The sequence below is a fragment of the Bacillus cereus group sp. Bce041 genome (genome assembly GCF_052646455.1).
In genome coordinates this window covers 1-14,959 of record NZ_JBQXON010000022.1, presented here as the reverse complement: position 1 = coordinate 14,959, position 14,959 = coordinate 1, and the positions used below count along the sequence as shown (strand labels likewise).

Sequence of the window (14,959 nt, the reverse complement as noted above, 5' to 3'; positions counted from 1 at the left end):
CTCACCTCAAATCACGAATATTCTAAACAAATCATAACGTATTATACGTCTTTATTCAAGCGTTTCTCGCTCTCCTAATAAACGTACCGCATAGACTTGTTCACAAAATCCTTTTAATCCGTTATAAATGCGATGCATTCGTGAATCATGGTGTACAAGTCCAAATACAGTTGGACCACTTCCACTCATTAATACAGCATCCGCTCCAAATCGCTTCATCTGTGATTTAATACGGGCAACTTCAGGATGCATTCCAAATGTTACATCTTCTAAAACGTTACCAACAGTATCACAAATTCCTTTATAATCACCAGAATTTATGACATCAACCATTTTATCTACATTCGGATGTGTAACTCGATTTAACTTTAAATTTCCATACACATCAGCAGTAGATACACCTATATGTGGTTTCGCTAAAATAACCCAACAAGAAGGCGGAGTCTTTATATGCTCAATTTTCTCTCCTCTTCCAGTGGCAATTGCTGTGCCTCCGTATACACAGAACGATACATCTGATCCAATTTCTGCGCCAAGCTCTGCTAACTCATCAATTGTAAGCCCTAAATTCCATAATTTATTAAGACCACGTAATGTGGCTGCTGCATCACTACTTCCACCTGCTAATCCAGCTGCTACTGGAATCGTTTTTTCAATAGTAATAGATACACCTTTTTTTACATTAAACTTCTCTTTTAATAATTTCGCTGCCTGATAAGCTAAATTTCGTTGGTCGTCTGGGACATACCGATTATGGGATAAAATTTCAATACGGTCTTCTGCTAATTCCGTTAGTTCTAGACGATCTGCTAAATCAATGGTTGTCATAATCATTTTCACTTCATGATATCCGTCTTGTCTTTTTCCCAGTACATCTAACGACAGATTAATCTTTGCTGGTGCTTTCACTAGTAGCTTCAATCTATTCACCCACTCTATGTACTCAATCTTTTATCGTTTATTTTACCATAAATTTATAGTAAGACGATGACACTTCCCTAATTATAACGAAAAGCATTCAGAATGAAACTACTTATGTAAAATGATGGCACCTTTTAGAGTACAAAAAGCCGAGGAATGTCTCCTCGGCTACCGTAGCATAGAAAGTATCTTACAACTACTGGTTTCGTTTCATTAATTGCTGTTCTGCAATTTCTATAGCACGTTTCACCATGTTACCAGCATCTTTCGCACGAATTCCGCCCCATCCTTCTTTCTGAACAACATCATAAAAGCCAAGCTCTTTTGCTAGCTCTTCTTTAAATTGGTTTGACATGACACCTCTTCGTCTACTCAATGCAGAGTCCCTCCTTATTTTGCTACGGTATAGTTAGTATGCAAAATAATATAGCTTTTCATTTATGGGAATATATGTAATGATATACGGATTATAAAATGACCTCATTATGAGGGTCTCCATAAAATGTTAACTCTACTGTCTCTGTTAAAACATCTGCATAACTATAAGATACACGTTGCAACGCATCTTCTTGTTGATCTAATTGTACAACAAAAACGGAACGGTATGTTTCTGCTAGTACACCTGATTGCTCCACAGTTTTTCTTCTTCCACTATTTGCTTTTAACATAAGTCGCTGTCCAAGATGGTGATCTAATTCGCTTTTAATTTCATCTAAACGTTTTGACATATACTTCGCTACACCTCGCTGTAATTTAGATTGAACACTTAAAGCACGATATATCTATCCTAATTATTAACCGCGATTCACAGCTAATATCATCCTGCGTTTGAATAGATAGAAGAAATACTATATTGTAAAAGTATCATTACGTAGTCTGCACGTTCTTACCTCTTTTTATCCAAATTCATTTAAATCCTTCCATACAAAAAAGCAAGATACATATGTATCCTGCTTACTCTTCGTAATGTTGAAAAGGTAATCCCGTTCGTAAAATCCCTCTCGTTTCAATTCCACCTAGTCCCTTTTCACCAGTAATTGTATTACGTACGACATCCCATACATTGACTCTCTCCATAAATGAAGTAAAACTAATTTTACCAACTACATATACAGGATCTAGTGCATGAATATTAATTCTAGATGGTGAACTAGCGAAATTGGCCCCTGCACGAATTAGTGCCTCAAAATGTGATTGACATGCCCCAGCAAAAATAACAAGTTGATCCAATGATGGATATTTTTTTCGCACTTCACGAACAGCCTGTACAAAATGTCTTGAATGCCTATATGCCGCTAAATCTCCCTTCACTCCTTTTGATTTTGTATATGCATCATGCCCTGTAATAACGAGAATGTCTGGGCGAAAGTGATCTATTAAGTCTACTACTTTTTCATGCATCTCCGTTTCTTTACAATGAATACCTTGAACAGGAACGCCAATTTTATTATATAAATCTAAGCACTTGCGCAAATATAAAGGGTCTCCATCTATATGCAATACACGTCCCGGCATTTGAAAATAATTCACCTCACTTGTGTATCCACCAGTTGAAGTATGTTCATGCCTTTGTTTCATCAGTACATAATCTTGTTGAAACAAACGATACGTGCGCTCCATTGTTTCTTTCTCACGCTTCACCCTTTTTTTATGTTCTCTTTGATCTATACTAATTAAATCTTCAAGTGGCGCATCCGCCACCAGTCTAATTTCCTCTCCAAACAATATAGCTATCTCGCCTTTTATTTCTATAATACGAAAAAGAATATCCCTCTTATGAGAATATCGTTCCACTAATTCTCCAACATGTAAAACCATTCTCCTACCTCCAAACTCATTAGGCCATCTTACCTGTTTTTAAAGTATGAATTTAAAGAGAGAAAGGTGACAAAAGGGACAGTTCAACTTGAACTGTCCCTTTCATATTCTTATGATAATTTATGAAGAACTAATGCATTACTTAATGTTGCAAACTCTTCAATAGATAGCGTTTCGCCTCTTCGCTTTGGATCAATTCCTACTTCTGTTAAAATTCGATCCAATAATTCCTTATCTTTCGGGAAACCATTTAAATTATTTGATAAATTATTCATCAAAGTTTTACGGCGCTGTGCGAAACTTGCTCGTACTACTTCAAAGAAGAATGTTTCATCTGTCACCTCTACAACCGGTTTCGGACGCTTTAGAAGGCGAATAATTGCAGAATCAACATTTGGCTGTGGTACAAACACTGTACGCGGTACAGTCATAACTGTTTCAACTTCTGTATAATACTGAATAGCAATCGATAAAGAACCATACTCTTTCGTTCCAGGTTTAGCAGCTAAACGATCTCCAACTTCTTTTTGCATCATAACAACAAATCCACGAACTGGTAACTTTTCTTCAAGCAATTTAAATAAAATTGGCGTTGTAATATAGTATGGTAAGTTAGCTACTACCATTACATCTTGCCCTTCTTCAAATTGCTCATTAAATACTTCATGTACATCTGCTTTTAGTACGTCTTTATTAATAACTGTAACGTTACCATATGGCGCTAACGTCTCATCTAAAATTGGTAATAGTCTTTGATCAATTTCAAAAGCCACTACTTTTTTAGCACGCTTTGCTAATTGCTCTGTTAATGCACCAATACCTGGTCCAATTTCAATTGCACCACTTTCTGAACCAATTTCTGCATGATCGACAATACGATTTAATACATTTGTATCAATTAAAAAGTTTTGTCCTAAACTTTTTTTGAATGAAAATCCATACTTTTCAACAATGTCTTTTGTACGATTTGGCGTTGCGATATCCTTCATTTTTTTTCCTCCTGTATTACTTGCTTATAAGCTTCTGCAAATGATTCCTTTGAAACTTGAAACATCTGTAATCGTTTATGTAACTGTTTTGCATTTGTATAACCAATCTTTAATAGCTTACCCATTCTTTCTCTGCGGCTCTTTGCCATTTCTCCGCCCACTAAGCCTGCATCGACTAAATCACTCCAACTAATTTCACTTGTGTAAGCTTCCATTTCTTCATGTATATTCTCTAGAGCGCGGCGAATCGACTCATTAGAAGCGTGTTCGATCCCAACACCCTTTTTCCTTTTAGCAAGCGCTTCTTCCTTCGGTAAAAAGGCATGCTTACAGCCAGGAACCTTGTCAGAAATAATTTTTCGAATACGCTCTCCAGGATAATCCGGATCTGTGAAAATAATAACGCCCCTTTTTTGCTGCGCTAATTTAACTTGCTCAATAACATGATCACCGATTGCTGAACCGTTCGTTTCAATTGTATCCGCATCAACAGCACGCTTAATCGCAACTGTATCATCTTTACCTTCTACAACGATAATCTCTTTTATTTTCATGCTTGCCTCCACACTCATTTCGTCTCTACTTAGTAAAACAAAAAAATGACGACTTTTCCATTATTATTTTCCCCATTCTTATATTTTAAAAAATAGAATAGAAAAATCTTTGTTCTCTGTCCTTATTGTAACACTTCATCATTCACATTTATTTTCTTCATCACTTCTACTAGTTTTTCTCAAAATAAAAAAGAACAGGTTTCCCCATTCTTTTTTATTCAACACCAAATAAAACTTTTGCATTTTTAGTTGTCATTTTTGCTACTTCCTCATAAGAAATTCCTTTTAAATTCGCAATTTCTTCTGCCACGAGTTTTACATAACTCGGTTCATTTCGTTTCCCTCGAAATGGATGCGGTGTTAAATACGGACAATCCGTCTCTATTAACAATTTCTCTAATGGAATCTCCGTAGCAACCTCTTTCGGCTTCTTAGCGTTTTTAAATGTAACTGGTCCACCTAACGAAATTAAAAAGTTCATATCAACACATCGCTCTGCTACCTCTACGCTGCCGCTAAAGCAATGCATAATGCCTCCTACTTCAGCTGCATTCTCTTCTTCTAGAATATCAACAATATCTTGAGTTGCATCGCGGTTATGTATAATAATCGGCAATTTTACTTTTTTCGCTAATGCAATTTGTTTACGGAATACTTCTTTCTGTATTTCTTTTGGAGACTTATCCCAGTGATAATCTAAGCCCATTTCTCCAAGTGCAACGACTTTAGGATGAGAAGCAAGTTCTTCTAACCAAGCTAAATGTTCTTCTGTCATGTCGATCGCATCAACTGGGTGCCACCCAACCGCAGCGTAAATAAAATCATAGGCTTCAGCTAATTCCATCGCCTTTTTTATCGTTACTTCATCAAAACCAACAACAACTGTATAAGTAACTCCCGCTTCTTTCATTCGGGCAATAACCTCTTGCAAATCTCCTTCGAATTGCTCTGCATTCAAATGTGAATGTGTATCAAACAACATAATACATAACTCCTTTTATATTGAAATCAAGTTTATTCTACAAAAATAAGTTCTTTAATAACTTAACGATAACAATACTACAATCTTAATGCAAAAATAGAGAGTGTAAAAAGAAAAAAGACGCTTCACACATGTTACACGTGAAACATCTCTTTTCTTGTCTTAATTACTTGATTTTTGTACCATTTGGTAGATTTTGGTCAATTGATGCTAATGACAATACGCCATTCTCTTCACCCGCTAAAATCATACCTTGCGATAATTCACCGCGTAATTTTACAGGTTTTAAGTTTGTTACACAAATAACCTTTTTACCTTTTAAGTCTTCCGGCGAATAGAATTTTGCAATTCCAGAAACAACTTGACGCTTTTCTGTACCTAAGTCTAGTTGAATTTTTAACAGCTTGTCTGCTTTTTTCACAGGTTCAGCAGATAGTACTTCAGCTACGCGTAATTCTACTTTAAAGAAATCATCAATTGTAATTTCTTCTGCCTTCGGTTCTTCTTCTTTTTTCTCTTCTACTTTAGGAGCAGAGCTTTTCATTTGTTCTTTAATGTACTCTACTTCCACTTCCATTTCTAAACGAGGGAAAATTGGGTTTCCTTTTTCTACTTTTGTTCCAGCTGGAATGCAGCCAATTGTAGATAGACTTTCCCAAGATTTATGAGCTTCATCAGTAAGGCCAAGCTGAGCAAACATCTTGCTTGGTGCTACTGTTAAGAATGGCATAAGCATAATACCTGTTTGACGAAGTACTTCTGCTAAATGAGCCATTACAGAGGCTAACTTTTCACGATCATTCTCATCTTTTGCTAATACCCATGGTTGTGTTTCATCAATATATTTATTCGTACGACTAACTAGTTGCCAAATAGATCCTAACGCTACAGAGAACTCCATATTCTCCATTGCTTCTTCTACTTTTTTCAAAGTATCTTGTGCAAACGCTACTAACGTTTCATCAAATTCCGTCACATTTGCTTTAAATGCAGGGATTTCTCTGTTAAAGTACTTATCAATCATAGCTACTGTACGATTTAATAAATTACCTAAGTCATTTGCTAAGTCGAAATTAATACGCTCCACAAATCCTTCTGGTGTAAATACGCCATCAGATCCAAATGGAACTTCACGAAGTAGGTAATAACGTAATGCATCTAATCCGTAACGATCGATTAATGTAACTGGATCTACTACGTTTCCTTTTGACTTACTCATCTTTCCATCCTTCATTAAAATCCAGCCATGAGCAAAGACTTTCTTCGGAAGAGGTAAATCTAATGCCATTAAAATTATCGGCCAATAAATTGTATGGAAACGAACAATTTCTTTCCCAACTAAATGCACATCTGCAGGCCAGAATTTTTTATATTTCTCTTCATTTGCTGTTCCATAACCTAACGCCGTAATATAGTTAGATAATGCGTCAACCCACACGTAAATAACGTGTTTTGGGTTACCAGGAACACGAACTCCCCAGTCAAATGAAGTACGAGAAACTGCTAAATCTTCTAATCCCGGTTTAATAAAATTATTAATCATTTCATTTTTACGAGACTCCGGCTGAATGAAATGTGGATTATCTTCATAGAACTTTAATAGTCTGTCGACATATTTACCCATTCTAAAGAAATAAGATTCTTCACGAACAAGTTCTACATCATGACCACTATCTGGGCTTTTTCCTCCAACTACTTTGTCGCCTTCCATAATTGGATCTACTAATTGATGCTCTGTATAGAACGTCTCATCTTGTACAGAATACCAACCTTCATATTCATCAAGATAAATGTCACCTTGATCTACTAATTGTTTAAAGATTTTTTCGACAACATCTTTATGACGATCTTCAGTTGTACGAATAAAATCATCATAAGAAATATCCATCTTCTCCCAAAGCTCTTTAATTCCTGCAACAATGTTATCAACATATGCCTGTGGCGTAATATTTAACTCTTCTGCTTTCTTTTGGATCTTCTGTCCATGCTCATCAGTTCCTGTTAAATAATGCACATTATAACCTTGCATACGCTTATATCGTGCCATCGCATCTCCTGCTACTGTCGTATAAGCATGTCCAATGTGTAATTTTCCACTTGGATAATAAATTGGGGTAGTAATATAAAAGGACTTATTTTCCTCTGTCATTGTTTTGGACCTCCCGAATAACCTCATATGTATTTATAAACAGTATATCAAAAACTCATATATAAAGTGAAACTTTAATCAGTAGGGTTTTTGTTCCTCCCCACTAATTATTAGCCTACGTTAATTGGGCTTTTACGAGCAGCCCAAATCTAACTTATCTTCTTTACGCCAACCTAATTTTCAATTTAGGTCTTAATGCTCAATATCTTTATCATCTATTGCTCATATTTCAAAAAAAATATACAATATCCACTTTTAATTTATTATTTTTTCAGAAAATAATGTAAATAATTGTGGAATTTCCTCTCAATCTATTATATATAAGAAATAAGAAATCTATAAATCTTTTTAAAAAATATAGAATTTAAGAATTGACGGAAATGTAAATGATTGGTATCATATGTCCATAGGGTATTTTGTCGAAAAATGACGAATCTAAAAATAGACTCGAAACTTATAAACTATTTATTTAGGAGGAAAAAAATTATGAAATCTACTGGTATTGTTCGTAAAGTTGATGAATTAGGTCGTGTAGTAATTCCAATCGAATTACGCCGTACTTTAGGTATTGCAGAAAAGGACGCTCTTGAAATCTATGTTGATGACGAAAAAATCATCTTAAAGAAATATAAACCAAACATGACTTGCCAAGTAACTGGTGAAGTATCTGACGGTAACCTTTCTTTAGCTGAAGGTAAAATCATCTTAAGCAAAGAAGGCGCTGAACAAATCTTAAACGAACTTCAAGATTATATCGAAACAGCAAAATAAGCTTCTCAATTATGAGAAGCTTATTTTTTATCGACATGATAGATTTGATATACATCTCTTTTCGACAAATCTCGATCTTTAGCGACTGTTTTAATCGCTTCTTTTGAATTCATACTTTTTTCATTTATATAATATTCAATATGATCATATACCGAAAGAGATTCCCACCATTGTTCTTCTGGAGCAGGTTCTTCTGTTGAACCAGATACTAAAATACAAAACTCACCACGTACTTCATTTTGCTTCGTCCACTCAATTGCTTCTTCGATTGTTCCTCGAATAAATTCCTCAAATTTTTTCGTTAACTCTCGACATAATACAATCTCTCTATTTCCCAACACTTCCTGCATCGAAATTAAAGTATCATCTAAACGATGAGGTGCTTCATAAAACATCATTGTAGTTTGTACATAACGAAGCTTTTCTAACTCCATCTTCCGTTCCTTTTTGTTTCTCTGCAAGAAACCATAGAAATAAAACTGCTTTGTTTCAAGACCGGATGCAATTAATGCTGTAAGGGCTGCATTTGCTCCAGGAAGCGGAATTACATGATATTGCTCAGCTACTGCCTCAACGACAATATCGTAACCTGGATCAGAAATACACGGCATACCAGCGTCACTAACAAGTGCTACATTCTTTCCATCCTCTAATTTCTCTAACAGTTTCTTCCCACTTACTTCTTTATTGTGCTCATGATAACTCGTGACAGGTGTTTCAATTTCAAAATAATTACAAAGTTTTTTCGTTTGTCTCGTATCTTCAGCAGCAATTAAATCAACTTCTTTTAAAATTCGGATTGCACGAAATGTCATATCTTCTAGATTTCCAATAGGAGTTGGTACTAAATATAAAACTCCCTTTTCATTTTGTTGAAAGCTTTTTTGTTGCCACATAGCGTTCTCCTTTTTGCATATATGCCTCTTTTTGTTTTCTCGTTAATTGCTTAAAGTAATACTCCGCTTGCATAGCTGTACGCTTATCATCGTGGGTCTCTACATATTTTAAAACGACAGGAAGCCTGACGCGTGTATACTTAGCCCCTTTGCCGCTATTATGAGTCTGAATTCTCTTTTCTATATGGTTTGTATATCCAGCATAATAACTTCCATCAGAGCACTCTACCACATAAAAAAAGTGCTTATTCTTCTCCATATAAAATTGAACGTAGCTCCTTTGTATATTCGTTATTGTTCTCATATACAACGAGAGGCGGTAAAATTTTCAAATCTGCATTTCCATCCTTAATTCCTTCAATTAACAATGTATTTGCTTCTTTTCCAACCTTAGGATAAACAAATTGCACACGCTTTGGTTCAATTTTATATTTACGCATTAATGTGACAATGTCTAGTAATCGCCCTGGACGATGTACAAACGCTACTTTCCCACCTTGTTTTACTAACTGACTACTTGCAGATACAACATCTTCTAATGTACACATAATTTCATGACGAGCTATCGCTAAATGTTCATTCATATTTTTCTCTGAAGTTTGAGGTGTTTGAAAATATGGTGGATTGCATGTAACAACATCATATTGATGACGCCCAAGTTTCTCTGGCATATCTTTCAAATCTCCATGTATGAGGTGAATTCTTTCTTCCAACCCATTGTATTGAACACTTCTTACTCCCATATCATATAAGCGTTCTTGAATTTCCACACCAGTAATATTTCCTTTTGTTCTTGTACTTAATAGAAGGGGAACAACCGCGTTACCTGTACACAAATCAAGTAAATTCCCCTTTTGAATTGGTACCCATGCAAAATCTGCGAGTAAAACGGCATCTAAAGAAAAATTAAATACTGATGGGCTTTGTATAATCTTCATGTCTTGTGCTAATAAGTAATCTAAACGTTCATCTTCATATAAATTCATATACTGCTCCTTTTCTTACCCTTAACCTACCCTATTTCATGTATAAAAAATTACCTTTCCAATTATAATTGGAAAGGTAATTTCACTTTTTATTTAAGAATGAAAGGCAGAACAAACAATCTCCCTCTTTACGTACACTTCCATAATGTAGATTGCAAATATGAAAACCTTCTTGATATAGTCTGGCTAAATTGTCATAGCCTTCACCAATATCTGTTTTCGGCTTCACTTCTTTACGTTTTTGAGTTTTTTGTTTTTCTTTATTCTGCACTTCTTCAAAACGGTGTCGCAAATTGTTATTTTCCATTTTTATATGCTGGTTTTCTTCCAACAACTCTGCAAGATGCTGTTTTAATTCTCCCAACTGTTTATATAAATGTCCAATTTGCTCTTCCATACTAGAAACCGATTCAAAAATATCTTTTTTCTCCACAAGCACCCACCTCATTAATCTGTGGTTTGACTCGAAACGACCCCTTTATTCACTAACTCATCTAACGTATATTCTACTATCCGTTCCTTGTCTACTAGTTCCACTTGAATTAATCTTTCTAAAATATTTAATCCGATAACACGGCCAGTACCATGCGGGGTTTGTATACGTTGATCTAAATCAGGAAGTTGTTCCTTTGCTGCCTCATATTCATCATTCTCATATTTTAAGCAACACATTAAGCGACCACATAAACCAGAGATTTTTGCAGGATTTAATGATAAATTTTGATCCTTTGCCATTTTAATGGATACAGGTTCAAAATCCCCTAAAAAAGTAGAACAACAAAGCATACGACCACATGGACCAATACCACCTAGCATCTTCGCTTCATCACGAACACCAATTTGTCTTAGTTCAATTCTTGTTCTAAAAATTGCGGCTAAGTCCTTCACTAGTTCGCGGAAATCGATCCGACCATCCGCAGTAAAATAGAAAATAATCTTATTACGATCGAATGTATACTCTACATCTACAAGTTTCATATCAAGATTATGCTCTACTACCTTTTGTTGACAGACTTGATATGCTTCTTTGGCAGCATGTTTGTTCTCTTCAACAATGGTACGATCATTTTCATTTGCAATACGAATAACCTTTTTTAGCGGTAATACAACGTCGTTTTCATCAACTTGTTTTTTGGTAATAACTACTTTTCCGTATTCAATACCTCTTACCGTTTCTACAATGACAAACTCATTTTCAGAGATATCGAACTGGTTTGGATCAAAGTAATATACCTTTCCGGCCTTCTTAAAGCGAACACCTACTACATCATACAAAACGGTCATCCCTCCTGCAACCGCAACACTAACTGTTCGAACACAAGCTGCGCATTTACATTAGCGTTGATTCTATTTTTTGCCTCTAATATATTAAAGAGAGCTGATACAATGCGCTTCTGAGCATAGGAAAACGATTCAAACATCTCTTTCTGCTCATGAAAAACAAGACGATCTTCTTCTCCAAGTTGAACATATAATAAATCCTTATAAATAAGGAGTAACATATCTAAACCTTGCTGTAATTGTTCTTTCTCTCCAAAGTGTTTTCCCCATTTTTCTTGTACAAAAAAAATAGAGGTTTTATCTTTTTCGAGCGCTTCACATAATTTTATCACTAAAGCTCGTGCTTGTGCAAACCATTCATCACTACATAAAGCTAAAGCTTCATCAAAACTATTTGTAAGTTGAGCAGCAAGTGTCGATAAAGATGCTGTAATCCCTTCATCCTGTAATCTTCTAATTAAAGATTCCGTAGGTAACGGTCTAAACGTAACAACTTGGCAGCGAGATAAAATCGTATTTAAAATTTGATGACTTTGTTCAGTAAGTAAAATAGCAGTTGTATCACTACTTGGTTCTTCTAAAAATTTCAAAAGTGTATTTGCCGCATTTGCTGTCATACGATCTGCGTGCTCAATAATATATAATTTTTTATTTGCCTCTAATCCTGTTTTTGAAAACTCTTCTTGCAAATCATGAATTTGCTGCTTCTTAATAGATAATCCGTCTGGTTTTACAATATGTAAGTTAGGGTGGTTACCTGAATCAATTCGCTTACAGTTTGTACATACATGACAGGGCTCTACTCCATTCCGCTCAGAACAGAGGAAACTCTTTGCCATTTGAATTGCTGTCGCAAACTTTCCTGTCCCTTTCCCTCCCTCTAACAAGTAAGCGTGGGATATACGCTCTTTTGCAATGCTATTCATCAACATTTTTACACCGATGGGTTGTATAGCAGAAAGCTGCTCCCACGTCTTCGTCATAATGCATACCTCACTTATTTCATTCTTTCCTTCTATTATAACAATTTATCTTCTATAATCTGAACAACTTCTTCTATAAGTTTTTCCATCGGTTGATCAGCATTTACCAATACAATACGATCCGAGAAACGTTCTACAACTTGTAAATACCCTTCGCGCACACGTTTATGGAAAGAGATATCTTCCATATCTAGTCGATTTACTTCACGTCCTGCATCTTTTTCAATCCGAGCCAAACCAACCTCAGGCTCAATGTCTAGATAAATTGTTAAACTAGGCATACAGTCCTCTGTTGCGAAACGATTTATTTCAAATACCTTATCCATACCCAATCCTCTTGCATAGCCTTGGTATGCTAAAGAGCTATCTATAAAACGATCACATAACACGAGGTAGTTCTCATTAAGTGCTGGCATAACTTTTTCTACTAAATGTTGTCTGCGCGCAGCAGCATAAAGAAGCGCTTCTGTACGTGCTTCCATCATCGTATATTCTTGTTTATGTAAAATCGTCCTAATGTCCTCAGAAATTGCAATACCGCCTGGTTCCCTTGTCGCCATTACCTTCTGTGCTTTTTGTTCAAAATATGGCAATAAGCTTTTAATTAACGTTGTTTTACCTGAACCTTCTGGGCCCTCAATTGTTACAAATAATCCCTTCATCCTAAAACCTACTTTCTATATCATACACTTTCATATATTTCGTATTACCTTGAAAACGAGCTCCTGCTCTTTCTAAATACATAATTTGCTCTTTATGCTCTGAAGTAATTCTCTCTCCATACATAATTAATGGAATTCCAGGTGGATACGGAATCACCATTTCCGCCGCTATCATTCCAACAGCCTCTTCTATAGATACTATCTTTGTTTCATATCCGTCTAGTTGTTTATACGTATACGGTAAAAGAGAGAATTCACCATTATAAGTATAACGAATAGATTCCCTCTTGTCTTTCACCTCATAATGTTGCAATGCTACTCGGATCATCTCTATAACCTTCATATATCCCTCATTTACTTGTAAGGGTAAAATAAATAGGACATTGTACGGATCAGCCATCTCTGTATATATACCGACCTTTTCAAATACAGACTGTAATTCGTACCCTGATAACTGACAACGAGTTTGTACGGTGACCTTTAACTCATCTTGCAACGGATATTCTAAAATGGTGATTTGGGGAATAGAACGTAATTGTTCCTTAAATCTTCGTAAAAACTCAACAATTTCACTGTGACCTTCTTCTTTTATACGCGCCATTGTAAAGCGTGCTATATCCAAGGAAGCCATAATTGGATACGATGGACTACTAGATTGTAGCATACTTAAATAAGTAGTAACCTTATCTTCGTCTACTAAATGACTATTTATATGTAAATAGGAACCCATTGTCATTGCGGGTAATGTTTTATGTGCAGAATGAACTACAATATCTGCACCATATGTTAATGCTGACTTCGGAAATGGTTCTCCCAAACATAGATGTGCCCCATGTGCCTCATCTACCAAAACAGGGATTTTATGTGCATGTGCAAAAGCGATGCTTGCCTCTAGATCCATCCCCATACCATAATAATTAGGATGCGTTAAAATAAGTGCTTTCGCATTTGGATACTTTCCAATTGCGTTCTTAATAATTTCATTACGAACTCCCACTGGTACGTTATAAGCTTCATCAATCCATGGATCTAAAAAAATGGGATTTGCTCCCGCAAGTTTTAAACCATTAATAATTGATTTATGACAATTTCTTTGTACAAGAACAATATCATGTTCCCCGCAACAAGACAAAATCATTGCTAAGTTCCCGACTGTTGAACCATTAATTAAAAAATAACTTCTCTTTGTATTATAAACTTCAGCCAATAATTGTTGTGCCTCATCTATACATTCAAACGGACTATGCAAATCATCTAGTCCTGCTAATTCAGTTACATCAATAGATAGAATACCTTTAAACTCTCTTATTGCCTCCTGAGGGAAGTTTAAACCATTCTTATGACCAGGAACATGAAAGGATAACGGCCCTCTTTCTTTAAACTCTATTAACGCCTCATATAAAGGCATACGATTTTGATTCATCTACATCTCTTCCTTATTATTCATTCTCTATCTATTATACAGAACAAAAAAAATAATAGGCATATGCCTATTTAAAAATATGATACTTCTAATTTTCGAAGCTGCTTTAAATAATATATATATTTCGGATCATCTGTCTCTGTATTCACCATATCCTTTTCACATTCATGGCATATTAAATTATTATAAACATATATACCTTCTTTTCTTTTTGTCTCACAAACAATACAAACTTCACTTTGTAATTTCATAATCTTCCCTCCCTATTTAAGTGAACCTATTTTATACTTCTAATCCTTAACAATTTACAGAAAAATATACACCCATCTTTTATATAATATGATTAACTCTTGGGCAACGTGTTTGTATTTCCATTACTTCTTTCCCATTCTTTTTAACAATACAAAAAAACACAAGTCAAATGACTTGTGTTTTTAGTTGCTTGGCGACGTCCTACTCTCACAGGGACAAGGTCCCAACTACCATCGGCGCTAGAGAGCTTAACTTCCGTGTTCGGTATGGGAACGGGTGTGACCTCTCTGCC

Annotated in this window: 18 protein-coding genes and 1 rRNA gene; 1 reads left to right on the top strand and 18 read right to left on the bottom strand. The window is 35.4% G+C overall.

The genetic code is table 11. From position 1 onward, the window contains the following. Positions 1-51: 51 nt before the first annotated feature. The 8 genes from ispE to metG all read right to left on the bottom strand — a co-directional run bounded on the left by ispE (position 52) and on the right by metG (position 7,413). On the bottom strand, positions 52-921 hold the full coding sequence (gene ispE, locus ACUN13_RS29725) for a 4-(cytidine 5'-diphospho)-2-C-methyl-D-erythritol kinase (protein ID WP_000772104.1): 870 nt from the start codon (positions 919-921) through the stop codon (positions 52-54). Positions 922-1,117: 196 nt separating this feature from the next. Beyond that, entirely contained in the window at positions 1,118-1,297 is a 180-nt protein-coding gene (sspF, locus tag ACUN13_RS29720; protein ID WP_002094215.1) for an acid-soluble spore protein SspF, read from the bottom strand. Between the two features lie 91 nt (positions 1,298-1,388). Further along, a complete protein-coding gene (veg, locus tag ACUN13_RS29715; protein WP_000044347.1) occupies positions 1,389-1,649 on the bottom strand; it encodes a biofilm formation stimulator Veg in 261 nt (86 codons plus the stop codon). Positions 1,650-1,875: 226 nt separating this feature from the next. Next, complete coding sequence (gene yabG, locus ACUN13_RS29710; RefSeq protein WP_000242868.1) at positions 1,876-2,739, bottom strand: sporulation peptidase YabG; 864 nt, start codon at positions 2,737-2,739, stop codon at positions 1,876-1,878. A gap of 110 nt (positions 2,740-2,849) precedes the next feature. Further along, a complete protein-coding gene (gene rsmA / locus ACUN13_RS29705; protein ID WP_000651548.1) occupies positions 2,850-3,728 on the bottom strand; it encodes a 16S rRNA (adenine(1518)-N(6)/adenine(1519)-N(6))-dimethyltransferase RsmA in 879 nt (292 codons plus the stop codon). Next, positions 3,725-4,282: a ribonuclease M5 gene (gene rnmV / locus ACUN13_RS29700; RefSeq protein WP_000692835.1), complete on the bottom strand. Its 558-nt coding sequence runs from the start codon at positions 4,280-4,282 to the stop codon at positions 3,725-3,727. Before rnmV ends, rsmA begins: the two co-directional genes overlap by 4 nt. Before the next feature lie 214 nt (positions 4,283-4,496). After that, entirely contained in the window at positions 4,497-5,264 is a 768-nt protein-coding gene (locus ACUN13_RS29695) for a TatD family hydrolase (protein WP_445424140.1), read from the bottom strand. A gap of 166 nt (positions 5,265-5,430) precedes the next feature. Further along, positions 5,431-7,413, bottom strand: coding sequence for a methionine--tRNA ligase (gene metG / locus ACUN13_RS29690; protein WP_025689154.1), 1,983 nt, complete (start codon positions 7,411-7,413; stop codon positions 5,431-5,433). Between the two features lie 486 nt (positions 7,414-7,899). Here metG and ACUN13_RS29685 point away from each other — a divergent pair, with 486 nt between their 5' ends. Continuing rightward, positions 7,900-8,184 (top strand): AbrB/MazE/SpoVT family DNA-binding domain-containing protein, encoded by a 285-nt coding sequence (locus ACUN13_RS29685; RefSeq protein ID WP_000843036.1) that lies wholly within the window; start codon positions 7,900-7,902, stop codon positions 8,182-8,184. A 20-nt stretch (positions 8,185-8,204) separates the two neighbouring features. Here ACUN13_RS29685 and rsmI read toward each other — a convergent pair whose 3' ends face one another. From rsmI to rrf, 10 genes are all read right to left on the bottom strand, one after another. Then, a complete protein-coding gene (rsmI, locus tag ACUN13_RS29680) occupies positions 8,205-9,080 on the bottom strand; it encodes a 16S rRNA (cytidine(1402)-2'-O)-methyltransferase (protein ID WP_025686737.1) in 876 nt (291 codons plus the stop codon). Next, positions 9,049-9,339 carry a GIY-YIG nuclease family protein gene (locus tag ACUN13_RS29675; RefSeq protein ID WP_000414350.1) on the bottom strand — a complete coding sequence of 97 codons (291 nt, stop codon included), beginning with the start codon at positions 9,337-9,339 and terminating at the stop codon, positions 9,049-9,051. The genes rsmI and ACUN13_RS29675 overlap by 32 nt, the downstream gene beginning before the upstream one ends. Beyond that, entirely contained in the window at positions 9,326-10,066 is a 741-nt protein-coding gene (locus ACUN13_RS29670; RefSeq protein ID WP_001055366.1) for a tRNA1(Val) (adenine(37)-N6)-methyltransferase, read from the bottom strand. Before ACUN13_RS29670 ends, ACUN13_RS29675 begins: the two co-directional genes overlap by 14 nt. 82 nt (positions 10,067-10,148) lie before the next feature. Further along, complete coding sequence (yabA, locus tag ACUN13_RS29665) at positions 10,149-10,499, bottom strand: DNA replication initiation control protein YabA (RefSeq protein WP_000412063.1); 351 nt, start codon at positions 10,497-10,499, stop codon at positions 10,149-10,151. Positions 10,500-10,513: 14 nt separating this feature from the next. Then, on the bottom strand, positions 10,514-11,341 hold the full coding sequence (locus tag ACUN13_RS29660) for a PSP1 domain-containing protein (RefSeq protein ID WP_000272429.1): 828 nt from the start codon (positions 11,339-11,341) through the stop codon (positions 10,514-10,516). A 5-nt stretch (positions 11,342-11,346) separates the two neighbouring features. Continuing rightward, on the bottom strand, positions 11,347-12,330 hold the full coding sequence (gene holB, locus ACUN13_RS29655) for a DNA polymerase III subunit delta' (protein ID WP_000169564.1): 984 nt from the start codon (positions 12,328-12,330) through the stop codon (positions 11,347-11,349). 35 nt (positions 12,331-12,365) lie between these two features. Further along, positions 12,366-12,992, bottom strand: a complete 627-nt coding sequence (tmk, locus tag ACUN13_RS29650) for a dTMP kinase (RefSeq protein WP_000677218.1) — start codon at positions 12,990-12,992, stop codon at positions 12,366-12,368. A gap of 1 nt (position 12,993) precedes the next feature. Beyond that, positions 12,994-14,415 (bottom strand): aminotransferase class I/II-fold pyridoxal phosphate-dependent enzyme, encoded by a 1,422-nt coding sequence (locus tag ACUN13_RS29645; protein WP_017657146.1) that lies wholly within the window; start codon positions 14,413-14,415, stop codon positions 12,994-12,996. A 71-nt stretch (positions 14,416-14,486) separates the two neighbouring features. Next, positions 14,487-14,666: a sigma factor G inhibitor Gin gene (locus ACUN13_RS29640; protein ID WP_000776278.1), complete on the bottom strand. Its 180-nt coding sequence runs from the start codon at positions 14,664-14,666 to the stop codon at positions 14,487-14,489. 189 nt (positions 14,667-14,855) lie between these two features. Continuing rightward, positions 14,856-14,959 (bottom strand): 5S ribosomal RNA (rrf, locus tag ACUN13_RS29635); the annotation flags it as partial.

Bases quoted from the DNA above. Each gene is read 5' to 3' on its own strand.
- ACUN13_RS29695 (WP_445424140.1), bottom strand. From the start codon at position 5,264: ATGTTGTTTGATACACATTCACATTTGAATGCAGAGCAATTCGAAGGA.
- ACUN13_RS29675 (WP_000414350.1), bottom strand. From the start codon at position 9,339: ATGGAGAAGAATAAGCACTTTTTTTATGTGGTAGAGTGCTCTGATGGA.
- ACUN13_RS29685 (WP_000843036.1), top strand. From the start codon at position 7,900: ATGAAATCTACTGGTATTGTTCGTAAAGTTGATGAATTAGGTCGTGTA.
- ACUN13_RS29645 (WP_017657146.1), bottom strand. From the start codon at position 14,415: ATGAATCAAAATCGTATGCCTTTATATGAGGCGTTAATAGAGTTTAAA.
- holB (WP_000169564.1), bottom strand. From the start codon at position 12,330: ATGACGAAGACGTGGGAGCAGCTTTCTGCTATACAACCCATCGGTGTA.
- rsmA (WP_000651548.1), bottom strand. From the start codon at position 3,728: ATGAAGGATATCGCAACGCCAAATCGTACAAAAGACATTGTTGAAAAG.
- ACUN13_RS29640 (WP_000776278.1), bottom strand. From the start codon at position 14,666: ATGAAATTACAAAGTGAAGTTTGTATTGTTTGTGAGACAAAAAGAAAA.
- rsmI (WP_025686737.1), bottom strand. From the start codon at position 9,080: ATGTGGCAACAAAAAAGCTTTCAACAAAATGAAAAGGGAGTTTTATAT.
- tmk (WP_000677218.1), bottom strand. From the start codon at position 12,992: ATGAAGGGATTATTTGTAACAATTGAGGGCCCAGAAGGTTCAGGTAAA.
- ACUN13_RS29670 (WP_001055366.1), bottom strand. From the start codon at position 10,066: ATGAATTTATATGAAGATGAACGTTTAGATTACTTATTAGCACAAGAC.
- yabG (WP_000242868.1), bottom strand. From the start codon at position 2,739: ATGGTTTTACATGTTGGAGAATTAGTGGAACGATATTCTCATAAGAGG.
- metG (WP_025689154.1), bottom strand. From the start codon at position 7,413: ATGACAGAGGAAAATAAGTCCTTTTATATTACTACCCCAATTTATTAT.
- rnmV (WP_000692835.1), bottom strand. From the start codon at position 4,282: ATGAAAATAAAAGAGATTATCGTTGTAGAAGGTAAAGATGATACAGTT.
- veg (WP_000044347.1), bottom strand. From the start codon at position 1,649: ATGTCAAAACGTTTAGATGAAATTAAAAGCGAATTAGATCACCATCTT.